18 protein-coding genes and 1 riboswitch are annotated in these 24,224 nt (G+C 65.1%); of the genes, 10 read left to right on the top strand and 8 right to left on the bottom strand.

Annotated features, from left to right (window positions below):
- Nucleotides 1-38: 38 nt before the first annotated feature.
- Nucleotides 39-1,691: a DUF1684 domain-containing protein gene (locus KTJ89_RS19180; protein WP_259358965.1), complete on the bottom strand. Its 1,653-nt coding sequence runs from the start codon at nt 1,689-1,691 to the stop codon at nt 39-41.
- 135 nt (nt 1,692-1,826) lie between these two features.
- Between KTJ89_RS19180 and KTJ89_RS19175 the strand changes: the two genes are divergently transcribed.
- From KTJ89_RS19175 to thiC, 3 genes are all read left to right on the top strand, one after another.
- Nucleotides 1,827-3,131, top strand: a complete 1,305-nt coding sequence (locus KTJ89_RS19175; protein ID WP_259358964.1) for a M18 family aminopeptidase — start codon at nt 1,827-1,829, stop codon at nt 3,129-3,131.
- A gap of 79 nt (nt 3,132-3,210) precedes the next feature.
- Nucleotides 3,211-3,801: a GNAT family N-acetyltransferase gene (locus tag KTJ89_RS19170; protein ID WP_259358963.1), complete on the top strand. Its 591-nt coding sequence runs from the start codon at nt 3,211-3,213 to the stop codon at nt 3,799-3,801.
- Between the two features lie 50 nt (nt 3,802-3,851).
- A riboswitch (TPP riboswitch) is annotated at nt 3,852-3,960 on the top strand.
- Nucleotides 3,956-5,764, top strand: a complete 1,809-nt coding sequence (gene thiC / locus KTJ89_RS19165) for a phosphomethylpyrimidine synthase ThiC (RefSeq protein WP_259358962.1) — start codon at nt 3,956-3,958, stop codon at nt 5,762-5,764. (Overlaps the previous riboswitch by 5 nt.)
- 214 nt (nt 5,765-5,978) lie before the next feature.
- Here thiC and KTJ89_RS19160 read toward each other — a convergent pair whose 3' ends face one another.
- Nucleotides 5,979-6,971, bottom strand: a complete 993-nt coding sequence (locus tag KTJ89_RS19160) for a TAXI family TRAP transporter solute-binding subunit (protein WP_259358961.1) — start codon at nt 6,969-6,971, stop codon at nt 5,979-5,981.
- A gap of 16 nt (nt 6,972-6,987) precedes the next feature.
- On the bottom strand, nt 6,988-9,309 hold the full coding sequence (locus KTJ89_RS19155; RefSeq protein ID WP_259358960.1) for a TRAP transporter permease: 2,322 nt from the start codon (nt 9,307-9,309) through the stop codon (nt 6,988-6,990).
- A 306-nt stretch (nt 9,310-9,615) separates the two neighbouring features.
- On the opposite strand from KTJ89_RS19155, the gene KTJ89_RS19150 reads away from it, so the two are divergent.
- Nucleotides 9,616-10,407, top strand: a complete 792-nt coding sequence (locus KTJ89_RS19150; protein ID WP_259358959.1) for an amidohydrolase family protein — start codon at nt 9,616-9,618, stop codon at nt 10,405-10,407.
- Between the two features lie 31 nt (nt 10,408-10,438).
- Complete coding sequence (locus KTJ89_RS19145) at nt 10,439-12,196, top strand: ABC-ATPase domain-containing protein (RefSeq protein ID WP_259358958.1); 1,758 nt, start codon at nt 10,439-10,441, stop codon at nt 12,194-12,196.
- A 152-nt stretch (nt 12,197-12,348) separates the two neighbouring features.
- Here the strand turns inward: KTJ89_RS19145 and KTJ89_RS19140 are convergent, their stop codons facing one another.
- Entirely contained in the window at nt 12,349-14,805 is a 2,457-nt protein-coding gene (locus tag KTJ89_RS19140; protein ID WP_259358957.1) for a thioredoxin domain-containing protein, read from the bottom strand.
- Between the two features lie 112 nt (nt 14,806-14,917).
- Between KTJ89_RS19140 and KTJ89_RS19135 the strand changes: the two genes are divergently transcribed.
- From KTJ89_RS19135 to KTJ89_RS19125, 3 genes are read left to right on the top strand one after another with little or no spacing between them, the layout of a single operon-like run.
- The gene (locus KTJ89_RS19135; protein ID WP_259358956.1) at nt 14,918-15,964 is read left to right on the top strand and encodes a hypothetical protein; all 1,047 of its coding nucleotides are present in this window, start codon (nt 14,918-14,920) and stop codon (nt 15,962-15,964) included.
- On the top strand, nt 15,961-16,908 hold the full coding sequence (locus KTJ89_RS19130) for a hypothetical protein (RefSeq protein ID WP_259358955.1): 948 nt from the start codon (nt 15,961-15,963) through the stop codon (nt 16,906-16,908). The genes KTJ89_RS19135 and KTJ89_RS19130 overlap by 4 nt, the downstream gene beginning before the upstream one ends.
- A gap of 4 nt (nt 16,909-16,912) precedes the next feature.
- The gene (locus tag KTJ89_RS19125) at nt 16,913-18,133 is read left to right on the top strand and encodes a metal-dependent hydrolase family protein (protein ID WP_259358954.1); all 1,221 of its coding nucleotides are present in this window, start codon (nt 16,913-16,915) and stop codon (nt 18,131-18,133) included.
- 27 nt (nt 18,134-18,160) lie between these two features.
- Here KTJ89_RS19125 and KTJ89_RS19120 read toward each other — a convergent pair whose 3' ends face one another.
- Nucleotides 18,161-19,021: a glycerophosphodiester phosphodiesterase gene (locus KTJ89_RS19120; RefSeq protein ID WP_259358953.1), complete on the bottom strand. Its 861-nt coding sequence runs from the start codon at nt 19,019-19,021 to the stop codon at nt 18,161-18,163.
- Between the two features lie 338 nt (nt 19,022-19,359).
- On the opposite strand from KTJ89_RS19120, the gene KTJ89_RS19115 reads away from it, so the two are divergent.
- Nucleotides 19,360-20,853, top strand: a complete 1,494-nt coding sequence (locus KTJ89_RS19115; protein WP_259358952.1) for an alanine/glycine:cation symporter family protein — start codon at nt 19,360-19,362, stop codon at nt 20,851-20,853.
- A gap of 111 nt (nt 20,854-20,964) precedes the next feature.
- The gene (locus KTJ89_RS19110) at nt 20,965-21,264 is read left to right on the top strand and encodes a hypothetical protein (protein ID WP_259358951.1); all 300 of its coding nucleotides are present in this window, start codon (nt 20,965-20,967) and stop codon (nt 21,262-21,264) included.
- Between the two features lie 78 nt (nt 21,265-21,342).
- Here KTJ89_RS19110 and KTJ89_RS19105 read toward each other — a convergent pair whose 3' ends face one another.
- The 3 genes from KTJ89_RS19105 to ectB form a co-directional block, all read right to left on the bottom strand.
- Nucleotides 21,343-22,041: a hypothetical protein gene (locus tag KTJ89_RS19105; protein ID WP_259358950.1), complete on the bottom strand. Its 699-nt coding sequence runs from the start codon at nt 22,039-22,041 to the stop codon at nt 21,343-21,345.
- A gap of 227 nt (nt 22,042-22,268) precedes the next feature.
- Nucleotides 22,269-22,676: an ectoine synthase gene (locus KTJ89_RS19100; RefSeq protein WP_135810511.1), complete on the bottom strand. Its 408-nt coding sequence runs from the start codon at nt 22,674-22,676 to the stop codon at nt 22,269-22,271.
- 169 nt (nt 22,677-22,845) lie between these two features.
- A complete protein-coding gene (ectB, locus tag KTJ89_RS19095; protein ID WP_259358949.1) occupies nt 22,846-24,150 on the bottom strand; it encodes a diaminobutyrate--2-oxoglutarate transaminase in 1,305 nt (434 codons plus the stop codon).
- Nucleotides 24,151-24,224: the final 74 nt, after the last annotated feature.

The following is a 24,224-nucleotide window of genomic DNA, read 5'->3' as shown; positions in this document are numbered from 1 at the left end:
AGGAAACGGGCGCTGGGACTGAGGCTGGGAGCCGGCCGTCAGCGGTGGTGGCGGATGAGGGCGACCATGCGGTAGTCGAATTCCTGCCAGCTCGTGATCGAGGCACCGGATTCCATCGCCGACTGGAAGTCCTCGACCTCAGTGCGGTCGGACTCGAGCGGGATGTTGAAGGGCATCTCCACATAGATCAGCCCGCTGGCGTCGGTGTGGACGATGTCGAAACCGGCCTGCTTCGGGTCGAGCTCGTTGTTCATCACGATGAGCAGACGGTCCGCCGGCGCCTCGTATTCGGTTTCGATGCCGTCGACGTAGCCCTGCTGCGAACGCAGCTCCCGCTGGGCCTGGATGACGAACGCCGAGTACGCGCCGATGCCGATGACCGGAATCCGTGAAGTCAGCGCTTCGGTGGCGACATCGATGAGCCGCGACCGGGCCTTGCGCCCCAGCGGCGACAGATCCCCGCCGGACATCGCGACCCCGTCGAAGCCGACGAGGGAGATCCGCCCGTCGTCGTGGTTGGGGTTGAGGATGGTGATGTCGAGGCCGAAACGCGAATACCAGGGGCGGGTCACCTCGGCGCTCTCTTCGTCCCACCACACGTAGAAGAGGAACGGCACGTTGATCCCGGCCTCCGAGTAGAAGAATGGAGGACGCCGCTCACCTGCGGTGACGTCGAACGGAACGACGTTTCCTTCGATCGGGGCTGGGCAGGTGGCGAACGAGGTGAACGCGAACGGGTAGTTCACCGCACGGTTGAAATCGATGACGAGCGACCCGTCCTGATTCGGCACTCCGAGGTCGATGGTCCGCCACGCGGCGGTGGTGCTCCCGTTCGTCGAATCGTGGAAGTCCAGTTGGAGTCCGGTCTTCGGGCACCCGGTGGCGAGCAGGCTCACCTCACCGTGCGAGGTCTCGAAGGTGACGGTTCCCGCCGCCTGTGTCTGCAGCTGCAGGTCCTCTTGGGCGGTTTCGATGGTGTAGGTCTTGAACGGGTCGAACCTGGTGAACCGGGCGAGGAAGACGAAGTCCGGGTCCGGGTCGAAGACCGGAACCTCGAAGAACTTCCCGAGCAGCGGGGACTTCGAATTGCGCACACGCACGCCGAGGCGGCCGCCCCGATCGATGAGTTCGTAGAGGACGTTGCCGACGGTGAACCAGTTGAGCGAGCCGCCGTTCGGAAGCTTCGCGCTGAACCCGTTCTCTTCCACGCGGACCTGTGGCTTGGCGGGCGCTGCTGCGTGCCCGTCGGATCCGCCATCGGACCCCGCATCGGATCCGGCGCCCGTTCCGGCAGAAGGGTCGCTACCCGCGGAGTCTGCCGCAGCCGCGCCCGCACCGGACTGGTCCATCACCCTCGGCAGAGTCGAGGTGTCGCTGGGCACGGCCGGGCTGGTCGCACGGGTCGGTCCTCCGCCGTTCACGCCAGAAGCAGCAACGGCACCAGCCGACTCACCGTTGCCGACCTTGCTGAGCAGGTCGAATGTCTCGGCTGCGGGGCCGGCCTTGATTCCGGTCTTCAGGGATACGGTCACCCATCCGTCGTCGACGGTGAACGTGCCGGGGGCGTCGGTCCAGGTCGATTCGGCGTCTAGCCAGTGGAGTCCGACGACGCTGAGCCAGCCGAACGGTTTCGCAAGGGCTGAGTTCCGTGAGTCGCGCCAGGTGTTCCACTCCGTCACGAACTGGTTCACGTCGAACACTCCTTGCCGTCGCTGGTGCGGTCGCAGGGTCGCTGCCCCCGCCTGATTCTCGGACCCGGTGGCAACCCGGCGTCTGAGGCCTGATCTTCTTCTCCTCCAAACTACCGCAAACGATAGGCTGGGGAAATGAATGAATCACTCCCGAGACCGGATGTGGCCGCGACGACAGCGGCCGACCTCGGCGACTTCGTCAGCGCATCTCCCAGCTCCTACCACGCGGTGGACACCGCGGCGAAACGCCTGGAAGAGGCCGGTTTCTCCCGCCTCGACGAGTCCGTTCCCTGGGCGCTGACGCCCGGAACCGGGCACTACGTCATCCGCGACGGCGCGCTCATCGCGTGGATGAATCCCACCGTCACCGAGGCGGCTCCCCGGTTCCGTGTGTTCGGTTCCCACACCGACTCCCCGGCGTTCAAACTCAAACCCGGCGGCGAGTTCACCGCCGAAGGCGCCCGCCAGGTCGGGGTGGAGATCTACGGCGGGCCGCTGCTGAATTCGTGGCTCGATCGTGAGCTCGCCTTCGCGGGTCGGCTCGGCCTCGCCGACGGCAGCATCGTGCTCGCCCGCACCGGGCCGATCGCCCGCATCCCGCAGCTCGCGATCCACCTCGACCGGCAGGTCAATGAGGGTCTGACCCTGGACAAGCAGCGTCACACCGCTCCCGTCATCGGTCTGGCCGACCTCGCCGAGGCGGACATCATCGAACTGCTCGCCGCCTCTGCCGGGGTCGATGCCGAGTCCGTCGTCGGCCACGATGTCTACACCATTCCCGTTCAGGAGCCGGCCCTCTTCGGTGCCGCCGAGGAGTTCTTCGCCTCGCCGAGGCTGGACAACCTCCTGTCCGTCCACGCCGGCGTCACCGCGCTCACCCAGCTCGATGCCGACGGGCTCGACGGCATCCCACTGTTCGCGGCGTTCGATCATGAGGAGATCGGGTCGAATTCGCGCTCGGGCGCGTGCGGTCCGTTCCTCGCCGACGTCACCGAGCGCATCGTCGCCTCCTTGCTGCCGCAGTCGACGCGCAGCGATTATCTCGCGTCGATGTCCACCTCGGTGTGTGTCTCCTCCGATGCCGGGCATGCTGCCCATCCGAACTATCCGGAACGGCACGATCCGCATGTCCGCCCCCGCCTCGGCGGCGGTCCCCTGCTCAAGCTCAACGCTCAGCAGCGCTACGCCACGGATGCGGTGGGCACCGCCGTGTGGTCACAGGCGTGCGCGGCCGCCGGAGTCGAGTACCAGGATTTCGTGTCGAACAATGCGATGCCCTGCGGGTCGACGATCGGACCGCTGACCGCGACCCGGCTGGGCATGACGACCGTTGATGTGGGCCCGGCTCTGTACTCGATGCACTCGGCCCGCGAAATGGTCGCGGTCTCCGACGTCGTCGCCCTCGGCGCCGCTGCGAAGGCGTTCCTCCAGGGCGGCTGACCGCCAACCCGTCCGACAATTCTGCGAAATTGGTTCGGCGCGGTCGGATTTTCTCACCATTGATCGGCAAGGAGGCCGAATGCACGAGGAGGATCACTTCCGAAAACGGTCGTGGCGCGCCGGACCGCTCACGCTCACCGCACCCGACCCTGAGAGCATCGACTCTGTGCTGCGCTGGCGAAACGACCCGGCAGTGACCGAATGGCTCATCCAGACCATTGTTGATCCTGCTGCGCTGAAGCGGGAGTGGTTGGACAGCCTCGACAACCCGCTTCATCATGTGCTCATCGCCCGGCACAGCGAGGATGTCGTTGCGACCGGAACCCTGTGGATCTACGACGGCCAAGGACAGATCCATGGAGACCGGAACGCCTATCGGAACTGTGAGGCGGGAATCGACTACCTCGTCGACCCGCGTCATCAGAGTCGTGGTTTCGGCGGTCAGGTCGCCCGGGTGATGTTGCAGCTGGCATTCGACGAGCTCGGTCTGCGACGTGTGAGCGCCGGATGCTTTGCCGACAATCGTGCGTCCCGTCGGATCCTGGAGAAACTGGGAATGCGGCTCGAGGAGTATTCAATTCAGGCGTCTTGGCATGCCGATCGAGGCTGGCTCGACGGCTGTTCCTACGCCATTCTCGCCGAGGAATGGTCATCACACCGATCCGATTGATGCTTCGAGGGCTGCAGTTGTCCTCACTGCGTCAGTCGTGATACGAATGGCACGACCCCACGGGAGCCCGCTGCAAGGGCTGAGATCGGACTGGATCGTCCGAGACCGTAGAACCTGATCCGGTTGATACCGGCGTAGGAAGTGAGGACTGCAGATGACTGCATTCACCCCTGAAACACCTGCCCCTGCCACGACTTCGTCTGACGCAGATTCGCACGACCAGTTCACCCTCGAGCAGTATCCGACGCATTCGCCGGCGTGGGTCGAGGACGAGGAACACGGTATCCGCGTTCCCGTGACCCGCATCGAGCTCGAGGACGCGAACGGTCGGGCCAACGATCCCGTCGACGTCTACCGCACCGTCGGACCGGGCAGCATTCCGGAAGAGGGACTGCCCGCTCTGCGATTCCCGTGGATCGAGAACCGCCTCGACACTGAGACGTATGACGCCCGCGGCCACCGCATCGCCGATGACGGTCGTGCCGCCGTCCGCCGAGGTGCCCCGTCGCAGCAGTGGAAGGGACGCAAACCGGTTCCGCGAAGGGCCAAGTCCGGCCGCACGGTGACCCAGATGCACTACGCAAGGCAGGGCATCATCACACCGGAGATGCGGTTCGTGGCGCTTCGCGAGCAGTGCGATGTCGAACTCGTGCGCGCCGAGCTCGCCGCCGGTCGCGCGATCATTCCGAACAACATCAATCACCCCGAATCCGAGCCGATGATCATCGGCAGGGCGTTCCTCGTCAAGATCAATGCGAACATCGGCAATTCCGCGGTCACCAGCTCCATCGCCGAGGAGGTGCAGAAGCTGCGGTGGGCCGCGAAGTGGGGTGCCGACACCCTCATGGATCTGTCGACCGGCAATGACATCCACACCACCAGGGAGTGGATCATCCGCAATTCGCCGATCCCCATCGGCACCGTCCCGATCTATCAGGCGCTGGAGAAGGTCGACGGCGATGCGAACGCTCTGACCTGGGAGATCTATCGCGACACGGTCATCGAGCAGTGCGAGCAGGGTGTCGACTACATGACCGTGCACGCGGGTGTGCTGCTGCGCTACGTTCCTCTCACGGCTGACCGGGTCACCGGGATGGTCTCACGCGGCGGGTCCATCATGGCCGGCTGGTGCCTTGCCCACCACGAGGAGAACTTCCTCTACACCCACTTCGATGAACTCTGCGAGATCTTCGCTCGCTACGATGTTGCTTTCTCGCTCGGCGACGGACTGCGGCCGGGTTCTATCGCCGATGCCAATGATGCCGCCCAGTTCGCCGAGCTCGACACTCTCGCCGAACTCACCGAACGCGCGTGGGCCCACGACGTCCAGGTGATGGTCGAAGGGCCCGGGCACATTCCGCTCCACCTCGTGCGGGAGAACGTCGAACGTCAGCAGGAGTTCTGTCACGGTGCGCCGTTCTACACCTTGGGTCCGCTGGTTACGGATATCGCGCCCGGATACGACCACATCACCTCGGCGATCGGGGCGACGGAGATCGCCCGCTACGGCACGGCGATGCTCTGCTACGTCACCCCGAAGGAGCATCTCGGGCTGCCCGACCGTGACGACGTCAAGACCGGGGTGATCACGTACAAGATCGCCGCGCATGCCGCCGATATCGCAAAGGGCCACCCGGGGGCGACGGCCCGCGATGATGCGCTGTCGAAGGCTCGATTCGAATTCCGGTGGCGGGACCAGTTCGCCCTCGGCCTCGATCCGGAGACCGCCGAGGCGTTCCACGACGAGACGCTGCCGGCGGAACCGGCGAAGACCGCGCACTTCTGTTCGATGTGCGGTCCGAAGTTCTGCTCGATGCGCATCTCCCAGGACATCCGCGATACCTACGGCAGCGCCGAGGCGCAGGAGGCCCTGGCGGGAATGCAGCAGAAGAGCCGCGAGTTCCTCGCATCGGGCGGAGAGGTCTACCTGCCCGATCCGACCGTCGGCCTGCGGGAAGGTTGAGTCCGGCTCCGGGCCGGATCCCGCCGGTCGGCCCTCAGAACAACTGAGGAACGAGGGCCCCGGAGAATCCTGGCCGCGGGCCGCGCTGCCCGCCGTGCGAAGCGTGGAGCTCCGCTCCTCGTCAGCGTCGATCAAGGCGGAGCGCGCCCACCGGACTGTACACAGATCGACAGACGCGCCACGCCTTGAGCGAGCAGTTGGGCGCCCCGGCTTCTCACTTATTCAGCTCGTCCAGTGCCTTCTGCGAGCCCGGGTGCAGCTTGATCGGCTCCGGCGGTTCGGCGGTGTCGAGGTTGATCTCCTTCGCCGCGGCATGCACCTTGACCAGATCGTCCTTCTTGTCGAAGAGGAGCTTCGTCAGAGCACAGGCCGTGCCTTCGTCCATGTCGTTGCGGACCATGAGCACGTTCGGGGTGACGATCGTCTTCACCGTGTCGACGCCCTTGTACGTGTCACCGGGGATCTCAGCCACCTCGTAGACGGGGTTGATCTCCTTCATCTTCCCCTCGAGGTCGGAGATGTCGAGGATCTCGACGTCCTTGCCGTTCGAGGTGAAGAGGTCGGTGACGCCGGCTGTGGGCAGTCCGCCGGACCACACCATGCCGTCGATGGTTCCGTCCTTCATCCCGTCGACGGTCTTGGACAGGTCGAGGCGCTGTTTGGTCACGTCCCCGTCCTTGAGCCCGGCGGATTCGATGAGACGGTTGGCGATGACCTCGGTGCCGGACTTCGGCGAACCGGTCGAGATCGTCTTGCCCTTGAAGTCCTCGACCGAGTCGATTTCGGCATCCTTGCGCACGACGACGTGAGTGAAGTTGTCGTAGATACGTGAGAGCGCGGAGAGGTCCTCGGCCTCCTTGAAGTCCGCATCCCCCGTCACTGCGTCGGCGGCGGTATCGGCCAGGGAGAACGCGATGTCGAAGTCGCCGCTGGACAGCTGTTGGAGGTTCTGCACGGAAGCGCCGGTCTCCGACGCTGTGGCCTTGAGGTCGGAATTGTCAGAGATCACCTGCGCCAGTCCGCCGCCGAGCACGTAGTACACACCGGTCGAGTTGCCGGTGGCGATGGTGATCTGCCCCGAGGCGGCCGTGCAGCCGTCTCCGCCTTCGGCAGCGGGTTCGGCTTCGCGCTTGCCACCGCATGAACTCATCGTCAGCACTGCGGCCAGGGCCGCAGCGGCGATCGTGAACGTCCTTGTTCGCTTCATGGACTTCGTCCCTTTCTCAGTTGGTCCCGGCCGGTGTTCCGGACGAGGGTGGTGCATCGGTGGGTCCGTCACCGGATCCTTCCGCGCCAGTTGTACCCGTGCCGGCTGCGTTCGACGGTGCCTCATCATTCGCCGAGGCGGCCGGTCCAGCCGCAGTCCCCCTCGCCGAGGCGGTCGCCGGCTTCCGTCGGAGGACCATGTGGATGACGACGGCGAGAGCAAGGGCAGCGAAGCCGACCATCATCGACAGCGGCTGCAGGTAGAGGAGCGCGCCGGCGGCGAGGAAGCACAGGATCCGCTCGGGCCAGCCGGCGCGGCGGATGATCCATCCGCCTGCGCCCGCGGCCAAGGCAGCGACTGCGCAGGCCGAGACAAGGAAGGTCCAGACCGCGCCGAGGAACCCTCCCTGAGCGACCAATGCGGCACCTTCGGGTGTGAAGGTGAAGGCCAAAGGCACGAGGAATGCGGGGATCGCGTACTTGCAGGCCTGCCACATGGTGGCGATGACGCGGCCGCCGGTGATCGCCGAGGAAGCAACCGCCGCCAGCGCGGTCGGCGGGGAGACCTCGGAGAGGACTGCGTAGTAGAAGATGAACATCGCCGCGGCCGCCTCGGGGACTCCGAGGGTGATGAGGGCTGGGCCGACGATGACCCAGCTGATGATGAACGAGGCGGTCACCGGCACTGCCAGACCGAGCACCGTCACGGCAACTGCGGCGAAGATGCAGGTGAGGATCAGGATGACCGTCGGATCATCCGAGAATGCCTGCGCTCCCTTGATGAGGATGTCGGAGATGACCTGGCCGAGCCCGGTCTTCGTGATCGTCGAGACGATGATGCCGGCGGCGGCACACACGCTCGTCACCGGCAGAACCGAGCGGATGCCCGTCGACAGGGCCCCGTAGAACACGTCCCAGACGGCGCGGAGGATCGTGGCGGGTTCGCCTCGGCGGGCGAGGATGATCTCGATGATGCCGAATCCGATGCCGACGAGCGTCGCGTAGACGACGGCTTTGAACGGTGCCATGCCGAGGGCGAGGAAGACGACGATGATGCCCAGGGAGATGAAGTGGTAGAAGCCCTTCTTGAAGATCGGCCATGACCGCAGCCCCGGCGGCGGCGTGTAGTCGACTTCGATCTTCCGGGAGTCGATTTCGATGGCGAGGAAGATGCCGAGGTAGTACAGGAGAGTGGGCACGACTGCCCACAGAAGGACGAGTCCGTAGGAGACGTTGAGCAGCTCGGCGATGATGAAGGCCGCGGCACCGAGCGTCGGCGGGGACAGGATGGCGCCGATGCCGGAGGCGGCAAGCATACCGCCGGCGTTCTCCTTCGGATAGCCGGCTCTTTTGAGCACCGGCCAGGTGACCGCGCCGAGCGAGACGGCCGTTGCCGTGCCCGAGCCGGAGACCGTGCCGAGGAGGAATCCGGATAGTGCCACGGTGCGTCCGGGGGCTGCCTTGGATTTCTTGAACAGAGAGAAGCTGAGATCGATGAAGAAGCTGGCGGCGCCGGTCTTGTCGAGCACCGCTCCGTAGATGGTGAACAGCACGATGTAGGTCGCGGCCACGTCGAGTGGGATTCCGTAGAAACCGGAGGCGTCGTTGTACAGGGCGTTGACGATCTGGTCGAAGTTCTGCCCGGCATGCGAGCCCGGCCAGTTCACGGGGATATAGGAGCCGTAGTAGCTGTAGAGGAAGAAGACGATGCAGAAGATCGGCAGGATGAGTCCGGTGGTTCGGCGGGTCGCTTCGAGGATGAGCAGAAGCAGGACTCCGCCCATGATGACGTCCAGGCCGGTCAGCGAACCCTGCCGGTTGAGGAATTCGTTGAATCCGCCGGAGAAGAACGGCAGCACCGGATAAGCACAGGTGAGGAAGGTGATGACGACGAGTGCCCAATCGATGATCGACGGGTTGTCGTTCTTCGCCCGTCTCCGCTTCGGCGATGTCGAGGATTTCGCCGAGGCGACCCCCGCCTCGGTGCCGGCCCTACCCTTGCCCCCTGCGCCGTCCGTCGATACCGCCCCTGCCGCCTCCGCGGCCTTGTCCGCCGCTTCGGCTTTGCGACCGAATCCGGGCCGATAGCAGACGAAGACCAGCGGCAGCACGAAGGCGAGGAACCACATGAGGTAGAACTGGTTGCCCTGCCGCAGAGGGAAGAACACCTGGTTGAGCACGAAGAGCGAGACGACGAAGCAGACGATGCCGACACCGAGGTCGAGCCTGCGCGTCAGCGTCCGCTGCGGCAGCTCTTCGTCGTATTGAGCGATGAGCTCGTCGACGTCGGTCTGCTGCACCGAGTCTGTCGAAGCGGCCTCGGCAGTGCGTCCGGACATCCTCATCCTTCCAAATGTTCGAAAGAGAGCAGCCGCGATCACCGTCGACCAGCGCCGCTCGATCACCTCGATGTGAACTCCCTCACAATATACCGAGGCGCTGACATGACCAGGTCTGCCGACCGTGCGCTCGAGACCCTTGATGGGATCGTTATGCGCAGTACCGAAGAATGAGAATCCGCGAGCCGCTCCCCCGCTCTCCTCTTCAGCGTCGTTCAAGGTGGGACGCGCCCATCGAACGGTACACAGACCGACAGACGCGCCACGCCTTGAATGAGCAGTTCGGAGACGTTGTAGGTTGACGGTATGAGCGAACTCCAGCGTGCCTTCGACGCGCACCTGCACATCATCGATCCGAACTATCCGCTGATCGAGAACAACGGTTATCTGCCCGATCCGTTCACGGTCGCCGACTATCGCGCGCGACTGCAGAGCCTCCCCGATGTGGGAGTCGAAGTCGCAGGAGGAGCAGTCGTGTCCGGTTCGTTCCAAGGCTTCGACCAGGGGTACCTCATCGAGGCCCTGCGCCAACTCGGCGACAACTATGTCGGCGTTACCCAGCTGCCGGATGAGACCACCGATGATCAGATCCGACGCCTCGACGAGGCCGGCATCAAGGCTCTGCGATTCAATATCGCCCGCGGCGGTTCGGCCACCCTCGATGCCCTCGACAGCTTTGCCCGACGAGTCTATGACCTCGTCGGATGGCACGCCGAGCTCTATATCGACGCCCGCTCCATCGATGAGGATCTCGCCGCACGCATCGTCTCACTGCCGGCGGTGAGCATCGATCATCTGGGCATGCACGAGGACGGACTGTCTACCCTGCTGCGCCTCGTCGAGGCCGGAGTCAAGGTCAAGGCCACCGGCTTCGGCCGTGTGGAGCTCGATCCCGCAGAGGCGGTCCGTCGCATCGTCGACACCGACCCGACCGCGCTGATGGTGGGGACGGACCTGCCGTCGACGCGGGCACGTCGCCCCTTCGCCGACGCTGATTTCACGCTCCTTCGTCAGGTGCTCGCCCCCGCCGAGGCGGACGCGGTGTTCTGGTCGAACGCGGCCCGGTTCTACGGCGTCGAATCCAAGACCGCTGAGTAGACGTTCATCTCCCGCCAGTAGCATGTGTGAAATGAGTTCACGCCAGTCGAATCTCGCCTCCACTCTGCACAACCTCGACGGTCGCAGCTACGGCAATCTCAAGCAGATCCGCGGCCGCTACACTTTCGGACCGGTCACCATCTTCATCGACCGAGTTCAGGCCGACCCGTTCGCCTCACCGTCAAAGGTCCGGGTCCGCGTCGACCGTGCCGATGCGAAGTTCCCGCTCGACCTCACCACCGATCGGGCCGATCGCATCGCCGCCGCCGACTATCTGCTCCGGGCCGGCAACGAGGTGCTTGCGAAGCTCGATCAGCGCGCACTCATCCTCGGCCGTCCCGGGCAGGAGGTCCTCGAGCGGACGAACATCCTCATCGATGACGCCGGATTCGAGGCACGACTGCTCGTCAATCTGCCTGCGCGCGGACGTCGCATCCTCGGTCATCAGGCAGCGGACATCCTCACCCGTGATCTGCCGGATTTCGCCGAACGGCTCTTCCTCTTCGACCGTTGGTCGGACGCCCCATCAGGCAGAGGAGGGAACACTCACGGCCCATCGGCCGAGGGGCTCGCCGACCACGTCCGACTGCACCGGGATCAGCTGGAACTGCGCAGCCACCTCGGCGAAGCAGGACTCATCGGTTTCGTCGGAAATGGTGCGATTCTCCCGCGGACGTCCGGGGATTCGGACCTGCCGATGAAGTCGTCCGATGCGGTTGCCTTCACCTCCCCTCCCGAACTCGAGCACACTGTCGAACTCTCCAGCGGCCGCACCGTCACCGGCATGGGCATCCCTCGCGGGGTCACCGTCATCGTCGGCGGCGGCTATCACGGGAAGTCGACGATTCTGCGCGCGCTCGAACGCGGCGTCTACCCGCATATCGCCGGCGACGGGCGCGAATGGGTCATCAGCGACCCGACTGCCACCTCCATTCGAGCCGAGGACGGTCGCGCCGTCACCGGCGACGACATCTCGGCGTTCATCAACAACCTACCCTCGGGCTCTGACACGAGATTCTTCTCCACGACGAACGCCAGCGGGTCGACCTCGCAGGCGGCCAATCTCGTCGAAGCGATCGAGGCGGGCGCGAACACCCTGCTCATCGACGAGGACACGTCGGCGACGAACTTCATGATCCGCGACGAGCGCATGCGTGCGCTCATCCCCGCCGAGCGGGAACCGATCACCCCATTCGTCGACCGCGTGCGTCCGCTGCTGACCGAGCAGGGCGTGTCCACGGTGCTCGTCGCCGGCGGATCGAGTGCGTTCTTCGAAGTCGCCGATCACGTCATCGCGCTCGACGCCTATGTGCCCAAGGAAGTCACGGACCAGGCGCATGACCTCGTCGGCGTCACCGCCGCCGACCTCGAAACGGCTCCAGCCGACCTCGACCCGGACACCGGTTCAGACTCCCCCGCTTTCACCGCCGCACCGCGTGTGCCGACGGCGAAGGCGCTGCGTCCGGCGTCGAAGACGAAGACAGCTCGGGCGAAGGGCGCCGACCGGATCCAATTCGGCCGCGACTTCATCGACCTCCTCGCCATCGCTCAGCTCGTCGACACGCAGCAGGCGGCGGGAGTGGCCGAAGCCCTCGAATACCTGGCCGAGATCTTCGACGGACGCACCTCCCTGACCCAGGCGCTGGGCGAGGTCGAGGACATGCTCGACGCTGAGGGCCTCGACGGAATCACGGGGCACCGCGACCATCCGGGCCACCTGACCCGGCCGCGACGGCAGGAGATCGCCGCCGCGCTCAACCGCTACCGGGGCTTGAGCCTCGAACGCTGAATTTCCGTGAAGTGACTTGCCACCATCACTATCCGGGACAACTCAATATTCCGTCGCCGATGGAATGTGGTGATTTCCCGAACAGTTCCCGATCTGCCGCCGAGGCGGCCCAACACCACCGCTGACGTGCGCGCCCGAACGGTCCAACAGTCCTACCCGTCCAGCACCCCAACAAGCTCCGTGGCCGTGCCCACCGGCAGGGAGCATTGCGTGCCCCGGCACACGATCGCCGTCCCCGCGGGGACGTCGACCTCCCGACCGTCCGGTCCCGGAACCCCGGTCGAGGCCGTGAGCAGAGTGAGCGACGGATGCCTGGCAGCAATGTTCCGCAGCGCAACGTCGACGGTGGCCACCCGCACGGGCGACAGGGCCCGCTCGGCCTGCCACAGCGCGTGTCCGCACCCGCGCGGAGCCTGCCCGGCCAGCCCCCGATAGACCCCGAGCAGCCGATCCCGAACCTCCAACAGCCGTCCCGCATCCAGCTCGGCGACCCCACCCGGGGACGCCGCTTCACCGGATGGCTCCCAGCCACCGAATTCCGACCCGCCAGACGTCGCAGCCTCGACGCCGAGCTCGGCGAGCAGCAGCGCTGCCTCAGCGGCTGCGGATCGTCCCGACGGCACGGTGTTGTCGACGGGATCCGCCGACTTCACGTCGATGATCCCGTCACCGAGCGAATCGACTGCTTCGAGGACCCCGTCTCCCCGTTCGGAGGTGAAGAGGTCAAGCATCGTCGCACCGAGATCGACCAGATCGTCCACCCTCACCGAGGCGGCACCACCCGGCAGCTGTCGGACCGTGATCCCAGCGGTGATGAGTTGCGCCCAATCGGCGAGCCCGCCCCGCCCTGGGCCGGCGACATCGCCGGTGAAGCTGCGCCGCACGTCGAATCCAGTCGGTCCCGCCGCGTCCACCGGCTCGGATGCCCCTACCTGCTCGAACCGGTCGTGCATCGCCGTCCAGAATCGCACGGCGGTTTCTGCCCACCGCGCCGAATCTGCAGATTCGGCGTTCCCTGTGATCGCACCACCAGTCGGGTCCGCACTTCCCGTCGAATCGGCACCACCGACTGGCTCAGCTCCCGCACCGGAGTACAGGGCCGCCTCGGCGAGGGCGGTGACGGCCAAGGAATTCCATTCGGTGATGATCTTCGTATCGCGGGCCGGCTGGGACCGGCGAGCGCGCAGCTGTTCGAGCACCTCGCGCTGATGCCTCGTCGCGTCGATGTCCCACGGCGCGGGGTGGTCCGCATCGAAAGGCACATCCTCCATGCCGAGCCAGTCGATGATCCGCACGGCCGCGACCACCTGGCCGGACAGCTCTCCCCCTGCCGGCGAATCGACGAGTCCGAGAAGACCAGCCTGCCCCGCCTCCGCGAATTCTTCGGGAGTGAACACGTAGGCCGCGCCCTCTACGGAGACGCCCGCCGAATTGAGCGAATCCGCATCGAGGGCGGCGATGAATCCGTCATCGGTCGACAGGTCCCTGATCAGGAAGGTCGCGGTATCGGCGAGTTCACGTTCGGCCAGGGCGAGCCACTTCGACCCCGAATCCAGGGCGCGTTCGACCTTCGCCCAGGCGACGACAGCGCGCAGATAGAGGGAGTTGTCGTAGAGCATCTTCTCGAAGTGCGGTACGAACCACTGGCGGTCGACGCTGTAGCGGGCGATCCCGCCGCGAACCTGGTCGCGCATGCCACCGGAGGCGATCCGGGCCAAGGTCGAACGCACGGCGATGAGGCAGTCGAGGACGAGTTCGCCGGTCAGGTGCCCGTCGGCACCGAGCCAGCCGAGCCGCCCCTCGGCCCGGACCCGATCCATCGGGTGCTCCCCGGCCCCTCCCCCGTTCGCCGAGGCGGTTCCACCGGTTCCCGGGCGCGCCGAATCACCGTCGTTCGCTCCCTCACCCGCCGAGGCGGTCCCGCCCAAGCGCACGAACGCCGCGAGGAGCTGGAGGACGTTCATCATCGGCGGGAACTTCGGGGCACCGCCGAACCCACCCCAGGCCGGATCGTACGAATCGAGCAGCGCTGCGGCGGCGGAATCGAGCTCGTCGGGGGTCAGGGACTCCGCGGCCGCCTCGGCGGGGAGCGCACTGGTCACGGCATCGGCCATCTCGGCCAGCCCGCGGTCCATCCGGGCCGTCATCTGGTTGACCTCGTCGCGGCGTTCAGTCCACGTCGCCGATACGGCCGAGAGCACCTGCGTGAACGCAGGCAGATTGCCCCGCGGCGCGGGCGGGAAGTAAGTGCCGGCATAGAAGGGACTGCCGGCAGGTGTGGCAAAGATCGTCATCGGCCAACCGCCTTGGCCGGTCATCGCCTGCAGGGCATTCATGTAATAGGCATCGATGTCCGGCAGTTCTTCCCGGTCGATCTTCACGGGCACGAACCGGTCGTTCATCATCGCCGCGACCGCTTCGTCCTCGAAGGATTCGTGGGCCATGACGTGGCACCAATGACAGGTGGAGTAGCCGATCGAGATGAGGAGGGGGACGTCACGGCGGGCCGCCTCGGCGAGGGTTTCCTTCGTCCACATCCGCCAGTCCACGGGATTGTCGGCATGCGCGCGCAGGTAAGGGCTGGTCGAGTCGGCGAGTTCGTTCGGCATGCCCCCAGCGTCTCACTTCGGGCGATCACGTGCGAGGTCATCTCCCGCCGGCCGACCGAGATCTTCTCACACGAACCGACAAGGAGGCTGGTTTTTATGGGAGCATAGGGCCATGACCACCGCACCGAACACCGACGCCCATGACCCGAGAATCGGCCTCGACAGCCGCAGAATGGCCATCACCATCGTTGCTGCCGTCGTCTTCCTCGTCGCCTGGATCGGTGCAGGGCTCCTCGAGGTCAAGGCTCAAGACTCCTACGTGACGTCACCGGGCCCGAGCCTCCTGCGCATCGCGCTCATTGCGGTCTCCGGCGCCGCCGCGATCACGATCGCCCGCGGTCTTCGCCCGATCGCCCGCAACGTGTTCATCGTCGTCACCGTGTTCCTCTGCGCCATCGAAGCGCTCAAGTGGATCTTCACCATCGACATGCTCGGCACCGATACCGGGGGTCTGGCCGGCAACCCCACCCTCACCACGTCCCTGGGCGTCGTGAGCCTCATCGTCGCGGTGGCCTATCCGATCGTCGTGGCCCTCGCCCTGGCCGCGGTCACGGCCCCGCTCGTCCCCGTCGCCGAGGCGGCCGCTCCCGCAGTCCTCTGCCGCCGTTCACGTGCCGCCGCCTTCGGATTGTTCGCTGCGACCGGGATCGTGCTCCTCGTCTGGCTGCTGCGAACCATGTTCGTCGACGCCATGTTCCTGTTCGAGTACGGTGATGCGTTCAATGCTCTGGGCGCAGCGGTCGGGTTCGTCTCCGCCATCGCCGCCCTGCGGGTCGTCGCCGAGTCTCGGTCGCTGCCGGCCGATGAGCCGGCCCTCGGCTCATCTTCTTCCGGCACCACACCGCGATCTGCTCGCACTCTGGCCTTCGTAATCGTCGCCTGCGGACTGCTTCTGTGCCTGGAATCGACCTTGCTCGCCGTCGGTTATCCACCGGTCTCCAGCCTGGGATACACGGGCTGGGTCATCAGCATGTTCGGCCTCGTCCTCGGCAGTCTCGTGCTCGCGGTCCGCACACTCAACTGCGCTCCGACCCACGACGCCACCCAACCCGGTGACCGTGCCCAGCCCGACGACACCACCCAGTCGGACGACAGCAATGTGGCCAACGACGGTACTGAGGTCGGCAGCAGCGGCAGGGAACGCAGCGTGGAGTCATGACCACCGCCGAACAGCGCGTCGCCGCGACAGGTGCCGGCCGAGACTCTGTCGAGCGGCCTGCCTCGCTGAGCCCTGGAGACTTCTCACTGACGGTCGTGGCGTTTCTCGTTCATTGCCTGTCGTGGGCGAGCGCCGCGCTTCTCATCAGCGCCGATGATGTGTACTTCGCTACGAGTCCGGTCCGCGCGTGGACCCAACTCGGCACCCTGCTCGTCGCCGGCGCATCGGGGATCGTCCTTCTCCGGACCCTGCCCCTTCATCCGCGCATTGTGCTCAGCGTGATCACCGTGCTGCTGTTCGTCCCATCTGGCCTGGCTTCGCTCGTCTCCACTGCCGCTGGAGACTCGGATGTCGGGCAAATGATCACCGCGTACCTGTGGCTCCTGCGCCCGCTGACGATCGTGGCCTATCCGCTCATCGTTGCCGGTGTGCTGGCGACGATCCTCGGTCGAGTCCCAGAATCCGCCGGCCTTGCAAATCCCCACACGGAGGCGGCCGAACCGACTCCACATCTCCCACGCCATCGCCACGCCTCCTTGGTCACAGCCATCGTCCTCATCGTCTCTGCTCTCATCATTGCGGTGACCTTCGCCTTCGAACCGTCCGGGGGCAGTTTCGCCGACGTCCCTGCCTCGAGCGCCTTCCTCACCGCCTGCGCGAGTCTCACAGCATCGACCGCCGGCCTTTACAGCTTGTACTCCCTGACGCGAAACTGCATCGCCGACTCAGCACCGGGATCCCCTCCCCCGCCGAGGATCGCCCAGGTTCTGACTGCAGTCACCGTGGTCTGCGGTATGGCCGCGTTCATGGTCTCTGCGGCGAGGATGTTCGGCGACGTAGCCTCCCTCTATTTCGGCCCGATCGCCGGACCGGTCGGGATGGGCGGAACGATCATGTCCAGCGTGCTGCTCTCTGTCCTCATCATCCGCTCTGTGAAACGATGACAGCATGACTGCGTCAGTGCTCAAGTGCGGAAAACTCTTCGACGGCGAATCCGGCGAGCTCCTCGATAACCAGGAGATCCTCGTCGAAGACGGACTCATCACGGACATCGGCCCCGCTGTCGATCACCCCACCGACGCCGAGGTCGTCGACCTGAGCGACCGGACCGTCTCGCCAGGCTTCATCGACACTCACGTCCACCTGACCATGGACGCATCTCACCTGCCGATGCAGACGCTCGGATCGACCGCGACGAAAGCCCTGACCGGGCTGTCCATCGCCCAGGGCTACCTCGAATCGGGGTTCACCACGGTGCGCGACCTGGGCGCGATGGACCCCGAGACCCCGACGCTCGACCTGCGCAACGCCATCGACTCCGACCTCGTCACCGGACCCCGGATCCTCGCGGCCGCCCACATCATCTCCCCGACCGGCGGACACGGCGACATCTGCGGCTTCTACCCCACCCGCTGGGACATCCCCGTCTCCGCCAAGGCCGATGATCGTGCCGAGATCCGTGCCGCCGTCCGCCGCGAACACGCCATCGGCTCGGACTGGATCAAGACGGTCAACGCCGGCGGCTACTTCAGCCCCGGCGACGACCCCGCCGTGTGCACCTGGTTCGACGACGAAATGGAAGCCCTGTGCGCCACCGCCGCCCAACTGGGCATGCCCGTGGCCGTGCACACCGGAGCCGCCGATGCCTGCAAGCAGGCCATCCGCGCCGGAGTCCGAAGCCTCGAGCACGCGTACCTCATCGACGAAGAGGGCGTGGCCATGGCCGCCGAGGCGGGGGTGTTCATCGTGCCCACGATGCAGATGACCCAAGAAGACCTCCAGCAGCTGAATGACGGCACCCTGCCCGATCAGGCGGTCTGGAAGTTCTCCCGCGATTCCGAACAGATCCTGGCCTCCCAGCGGCTCGTCGCCTCAGGCGACGCCGAGGTGGTGTTCGGCACCGACTGCGGAATGTTCCCCTTCGACCACGGGGTCAAGGAATTCGTCGCCCTCGTCGACGCCGGACTATCCCCGCTGCGTGCGCTCAAGGCCGCAACCTCGACCGCCGCGCGGATGCTCCAGCGTGAGGACCTCGGACGGCTGCGCACCGGCGCCTGTGCCGATATCGTCGCTATGCCCGGCGATCCGCTCACCGATATCTCGGCCACCGGTGACGTCGACTTCGTCATGTCCCGCGGCCGCATCATCCGTCGGCCCGTCCACGCCTGAGCCGACGCGGGGCCTATTGAGCCTCCGCTAGAGAGCTTCGACGACCTCGACGAGGCGGTCGGGAGCGTTGGTGATGATGCCGTCGGCGCCGACGTCGATGGCTCGTTCCATCTCGCCGAGATCGTCGACGGTCCACACCAAGCTGGTCATTCCGAGCTCGTGGATGGCGGTGAGGAAGTCTTCGTCGGCCGCGCAGAATTCGGGGTTGACCTGGTCGACCCAGTCGGCGAAGTCCTGGAGCTCGTCCGGGCAGGGTCGGCCGAGCACGCCGACCGGGATCTCCGGGGCGAGCGCGTGGAACTCTTCGACGAATGCCCAGTTCGCGGACTGGACGACGAGCATACCGGCGGCCAAAGCCCGGTCGAGATAGTTCGGCAAGGTGCGCAGGGCGGACAGGACCGCCTCGGCGATTCCGGGATAGAGCTCGGGGTGCTTGACCTCGAGCAGCAGGCCGGTGCGGGTGTCGTGTGCGAGGGTGAGCACCTCGGCGAGGCGGGGCACGCGGACACCGGCGAATTCCTCGCCCTTCCAGCTTCCGGCGTCGAGTGTGGCGATCTGGGCGGCGTTCATGCCGGCGATGCTGCGGTCTTGACGATTCGGGTACAGGGTGCGGGCGTCGGTGGTGCGATCGACGGTGGTGTCGTGCATGATCACGAGCTCACCGTCGGCGCTCATGTGGACGTCGGTTTCGATCATGTCTGCGCCCTGGTCGATGCCGGCGATGAACGCGGGGATCGTGTTCTCCGGCCAATCGGCGGACGCACCTCGGTGTGCGATGACCAGGGGCGGGACCCGAACGCGGGCGGGGTCGATCACGGTGCCGGCCGCGCCGGCGCTGAGGTCGCGGGGCGAGTGATCGGAGGTGGGGGTGGCGAGGGTGATGGGCATTTCAGAACTCCTCCACGGAGACTGCGGGTGGCGTTCGGGCGCCGGATCCAACTGCTGCGCGGTAGCCGAACGATGAGTACTAGGCCGCCCAGACTAGGGGGCCCGAGCAAGTTCCGGGTGATGCGCGAGTGGACGGGACATGAATCCTGACGGTGTCGACACTGGCCGTCGCCTGGGCCGATGCTGACTCGGCCGCAGGCCGACCGTGACCTTCAAGCAGGGGCCACTGCCACAGCTGCAGAGACGGAGGTGGCAGACTGGGAGTAACCACGGACGGAGTCCTCGCGTTCAGCACCTCCGATCCTCTCCAGCACAATTGCCGAAGGAGGCGCAGTTCGATGGAGATGCTCCAGAGTGCTTTCGACAGTGTCAGCACCGTATCGTCGTACATCCTCGTGGCTGTTCTCATCCCCACTGGTCTGTATTTCACCATCCGCACGGGAGCGGTGCAGGTCCGCCTGCTGCCCGAGATGTTCCGCACCCTGGTGGAGCCGGGCGGACGGGATTCCGAGGGCAACCGGAACATCTCGCCGTTCCGCGCCTTCTCGATCTCCGCGGCCTCGCGGGTGGGAACGGCGAACATCGCCGGTGTCGCTTTGGCGATCTCGCTCGGTGGACCGGGTGCGATGTTCTGGATGTGGCTGACGGCCATCGTCGGCGGCGCCACGGCCTTCGCCGAATCGGCTCTCGGACAGCTGTACAAGCTCAAGGACGGCCCGAACTTCCGCGGCGGTCCCGCTTATTACATCAAGCACGGGCTGAACATGAAGTGGCTCGGACTGGTCTTCGCCGTCATCGTCGCCATCACCTACGGCATCGTGTTCAACTCGGTGCAGTCGAACTCCATCGTCGACGCCGTCGGGGCATCCTTCGGAGTCGAGAGTTCGGACGGCGTCTTCGCTGCCGTGGCCGGCGCGATCATCGCCGTCGCCGCCTTCGCGATCTTCGCCGGCGGCGCCAAGCGCATCTCGAACATCTCGGCCTATCTGGTGCCGATCATGGCCGGCCTCTACCTCATCGTCGGCATCATCGTCGTGGTGATGAACATCGGTGCCGTGCCGTCGATGATCGCCACGATCGTCACCGATGCGTTCAGCATGGATTCGATCGCCGGCGGAACGCTGGGATCGATCATGCTCATCGGTGTTCAGCGCGGCCTGTTCTCCAATGAGGCCGGTATCGGTTCGGTGCCGAACGCGGCAGCGACCGCCTCGGCGTCGCACCCGGCCAAGCAGGGCTTCGTGCAGGCGCTGGGCGTGTACTTCGATACGATCTTCGTCTGCTCGATCACCGCGTTCATCATCCTGCTGTCGAATCCGGAGTACGGCAGCTCTGCCGAGGGCATCCAGCTCACGCAGACGGCGCTGAGCGGTCAGCTCGGACAGTGGGCGATCCACTTCCTCACGCTGGCGATCTTCCTCTTCGCGTTCTCGTCGATCCTCGGCAACTACTACTACGGCGAAGCGAATATCGAGCACCTGACGACGAACCGCGTCGCGCTGCGCGTGTATCAGGTCATCGTCATGGTCTCGGTGTTCGTCGGAGCGATCGCGGCCCTCGACCTGGTGTGGACCGCGGCCGATATCTTCATGGCGATCATGGCTCTCATCAACCTCTTCGCCCTGCTGATGCTCTCGCCGCTGGTGTTCTCGCTGCTGAAGAATTACCAGCAACAGCGCAAGGCTGGATTCGAACCGGTGTTCCGACGCGGCGATCTGCCGACTTATCGGCGCATCAACACCGAAGTCGATGCCTGGGACGGCACCGACGAGGTGACCACAACGAAGTTCTGGCACGACCGCGGCAAGAAGGTTCGCTCCGACAACGAGTGAGGCTGCCGAACAGCAGTCGACAACGCACATCGGGCGCTCCCTTTCGGGACGCCCGATGTGTTTTCATTTCCCAAGGTCCGCAGGCAGTCCCCTGACCATAAGGAGGTCCCGATGAGTATCGACCGCGCTGAGTTGGCGAACGCCCTCGCCGAGGCGACCGGATGGTCGGTCTCGGCCGATCCCCACCGAGTGACGTTCGTCAATGATGATCCACCGCAGGTGGTCATCTGGACCGTTACCGACGCTGAGATCGGGGAACTCCGCTATAACGAGAATCGACGCGCCAAGGGTTACGGTGACAAGCAGAGCGCCGAGCTCGGAGTCTTGTGGCTTCCGCTCACGGAAGCATTGGGCCCGTTCGAAGGACCCCGCGGGTATATGGATGGGACAGACCTGACGATTCGCGAGTGACGAAGCAATGAAAGACAGAACGGCTCGAGCAGAGTGCACTGCTCGAGCCGTTCCGAATGGCGGGGTCGTGACTTCTGGTCAGCGCTTGACCGACTTCGATGTCGCCCCGGTGGCCCAGCTGACCTGGCCGAAGGTGACGCGGTAGGTCTTCTTGCTCTTCGACTTCACCTTGTAGACGGCCTTGCCCTTCTTCGCGGTGACCGTCTTCAGGGTCTTCCATTTGCTGCCGGACTTGACCTGGAACTTCACCTTCGGGTTGTAGTTCCGCTTCTCGTCCCACTCAGGGTTGTAATACTTCGTCGACGACGTCAGCGTGACCGTGCTGCCTTTGCGCTTCGAAGACACCGAAGCGTAGGTCTTCCCGCGAATGTAGAAGGAACCCTTGGTGTAGTCGGTGCGATAAACGGACTCGTCATAGTCCCAGCTGTCCGCCGAAACACTGGAAGGCCCCAACACGTACTTGCCCAGGCCCTCGTACCACGGGCAGATATAGGTATGTATCCGGCTTGTGTTTCCGCTATCGCTGAACCAAAGGCTATCGACCCAGCTGCCATTGCGAGTGATATCTACATCAACATCCCAATACTTTGCATTGGTCTTCTTGTGCTTCATGTACACGTCAACGTATTTGCAGCCATCGTTCGAAACGACAATGCTGCTGGCTGAAAGCTTGGTGACGTCGAACGAGGTGCTCGCCGCCTCGGCGGAGACGGCAGGACCGATGGCGAGAGCAAGAGCGGCAACGGACGCGACGAGGGCGCGCTTGAGGAACTTCATGGAGACTCCAACTGAAGATGGGATGAAAGAGGATGCCTGAGTCGGAGTCAACGAATGTGCAGTCGGCAACGAGAAGTCACGAAGCTTGAAAGTTGTATGACCGAAGATTATCACACCTGCAGTGCGACCGGCTTCGGCTCAACTTTGCCGTCCAAGCGCACAACTCAACCACACGAAAAAGGCGGCCCGAGCGCAATGCTCGGGCCGCCTCGGCGAGGGGAACTGATTCAGTTCGCGGGTGCCGCTTCATCCTCGAGGATGAGCGGGTACACGCCGTTCTCGTCGTGGACCTCACGGCCGGTGACCGGCGGATTGAACACGCAGGCCATGCGCAGCTCTTCCTCGGCCACGACGGTGTGCTTCTCATTTCCGTCGAGCAGGTACATGACGCCATCGTGGAGCGGGTAGACCTTGCCGGTCTCCTCGTCGGTCAGCGTTCCCTTGCCCTGCACGCAGTACACGGCTTCGACGTGATTCTGGTAGTGGAACGTCGAGGTGGTACCGGCGTAGATCACGGTGTCGTGGAACGAGAATCCGACGCGCTCCTTGCCGAGCACCATGCGGCGTGAGCGCCAGGTCTCGGACTTCACATCGCGGTCGGTGTCGTTGAGGTCATCGCGGTTGACTACGTACATCTGTGGTCCTTTCGCAAAAGGTCGGTGAAAGTGTTCAGGGTGGGCCGCGGGCTTCCGTCTCACTTCGACGGCTCCCGTCGGCCCGGCTGGGCGATCGAGCAGGTGAGCTCGAATCCGCCCAAAGCTCGGGCCGGCGCCACAGTTGCGACGCCGGCCCGGCAGAGGTGGGTCAGGCCAGTGCGGCCTTCGCAGCGGCGGGAGCGAACTTGAGCACTCCGGCCTCGATGATGTCCAGGCCCGCCTGCAGATCGCGCGAATCGATCGTCAGCGGCGGCATGATCTTGATGACTTCGTCATCGGCGCCCGATGTCTCGAGCAGGAGACCGTTCTCGAAGGCATAGGCGGCAACCTTCTCGGCCACCTCGAGGTCTTCGAAGCAGACACCGGCCAGCAGGCCGCGGCCACGGATCGAAGCACCTTCAGCCTTCTCGACGATCGTGTCGAGGCGCTGGTGCAGCTCGGCAATGGTGTCGGCGAGCTGGTTCTGGAACTCGTTGTCGGCCCAGAAGGTCTTGATGGCGGCGGTCGCGGTCACGAACGCGGGGTTGTTTCCGCGAAAGGTGCCGTTGTGCTCGCCGGGCTCCCAGACGTCGAGCTCGGGACGGAACAGGGTCAGCGCCAGCGGCAGACCCGAACCGGAGATCGACTTCGACAGGCAGACGATGTCGGGCTCGATACCGGCCTCTTCGAAGCTGAAGAACGAACCGGTACGGCCGCAGCCTGCCTGCACGTCATCGACGATGAGGAGGATGTCGTGCTTCTTGCACAGGTCGGACAGTGCGCGCAGCCATTCGGCGCGAGCGGCACGCAGTCCGCCCTCGCCCTGCACGGTCTCGACGATGACAGCGGCGGGCTTATCAACGCCCGAGCCGGAGTCCTCGAGGACCTTCTCCAGCCACAGGAAATCCGGGACCTCTCCGTCGAAGTAGTCGTCGTACGGGATCTTCGAGCTGTTGGTCAGCGGGATGCCTGCGCCTTCGCGCTTCATCGAGTTGCCGGTCACCGACAGCGATCCCAGCGTCATGCCGTGGAACGCGTTGGTGAACGAGAGCATGTGCTGACGGCCGGTCACCTTGCGAGCAAGCTTGAGAGCCGCCTCGACGGTGTTGGTTCCCGTCGGTCCGGGGAACATGACGGAGTAGTCGAGTCCGCGCGGCTTGAGGATGAGGTCCTGGAAGGTCTGCAGGAACTCACGCTTGGCCGGGGTCTTCATATCCATCGAGTGCAGAACGGCGCCCGACTGCAGGTACTCGATGAGCGGGCCCATCACGACCGGGTTGTTGTGGCCGTAGTTGAGGGCACCGGCTCCGGAGAAGAAGTCGAGGTACTCGTTGCCGTCCTCGTCCCACTGCTTTGCGCCCTGCGAACGGGCGAAGGTCGCGGGCCAGGAACGGCAGTAGCTGCGCACGGCAGACTCGCGAGTTTCGAAGATGTCGGGCTTGTCAGTGGGTGTGGGCTTAGCGCTTTCAGTCATGACTTGAGTCCTTTCGACTTCTTTAAGTTCTGCGTCTGCATCGGATGCAGTCGCCGAGGCGGTGGCCGCTGCCG

It is taken from the genome of Brevibacterium sediminis, from assembly GCF_024895295.1.
Taxonomy (GTDB): Bacteria; Actinomycetota; Actinomycetes; order Actinomycetales; family Brevibacteriaceae; genus Brevibacterium; species Brevibacterium sediminis.
Note: the sequence above shows the minus strand (reverse complement) of the source record. Positions and strands in the feature narration are given on the sequence as shown.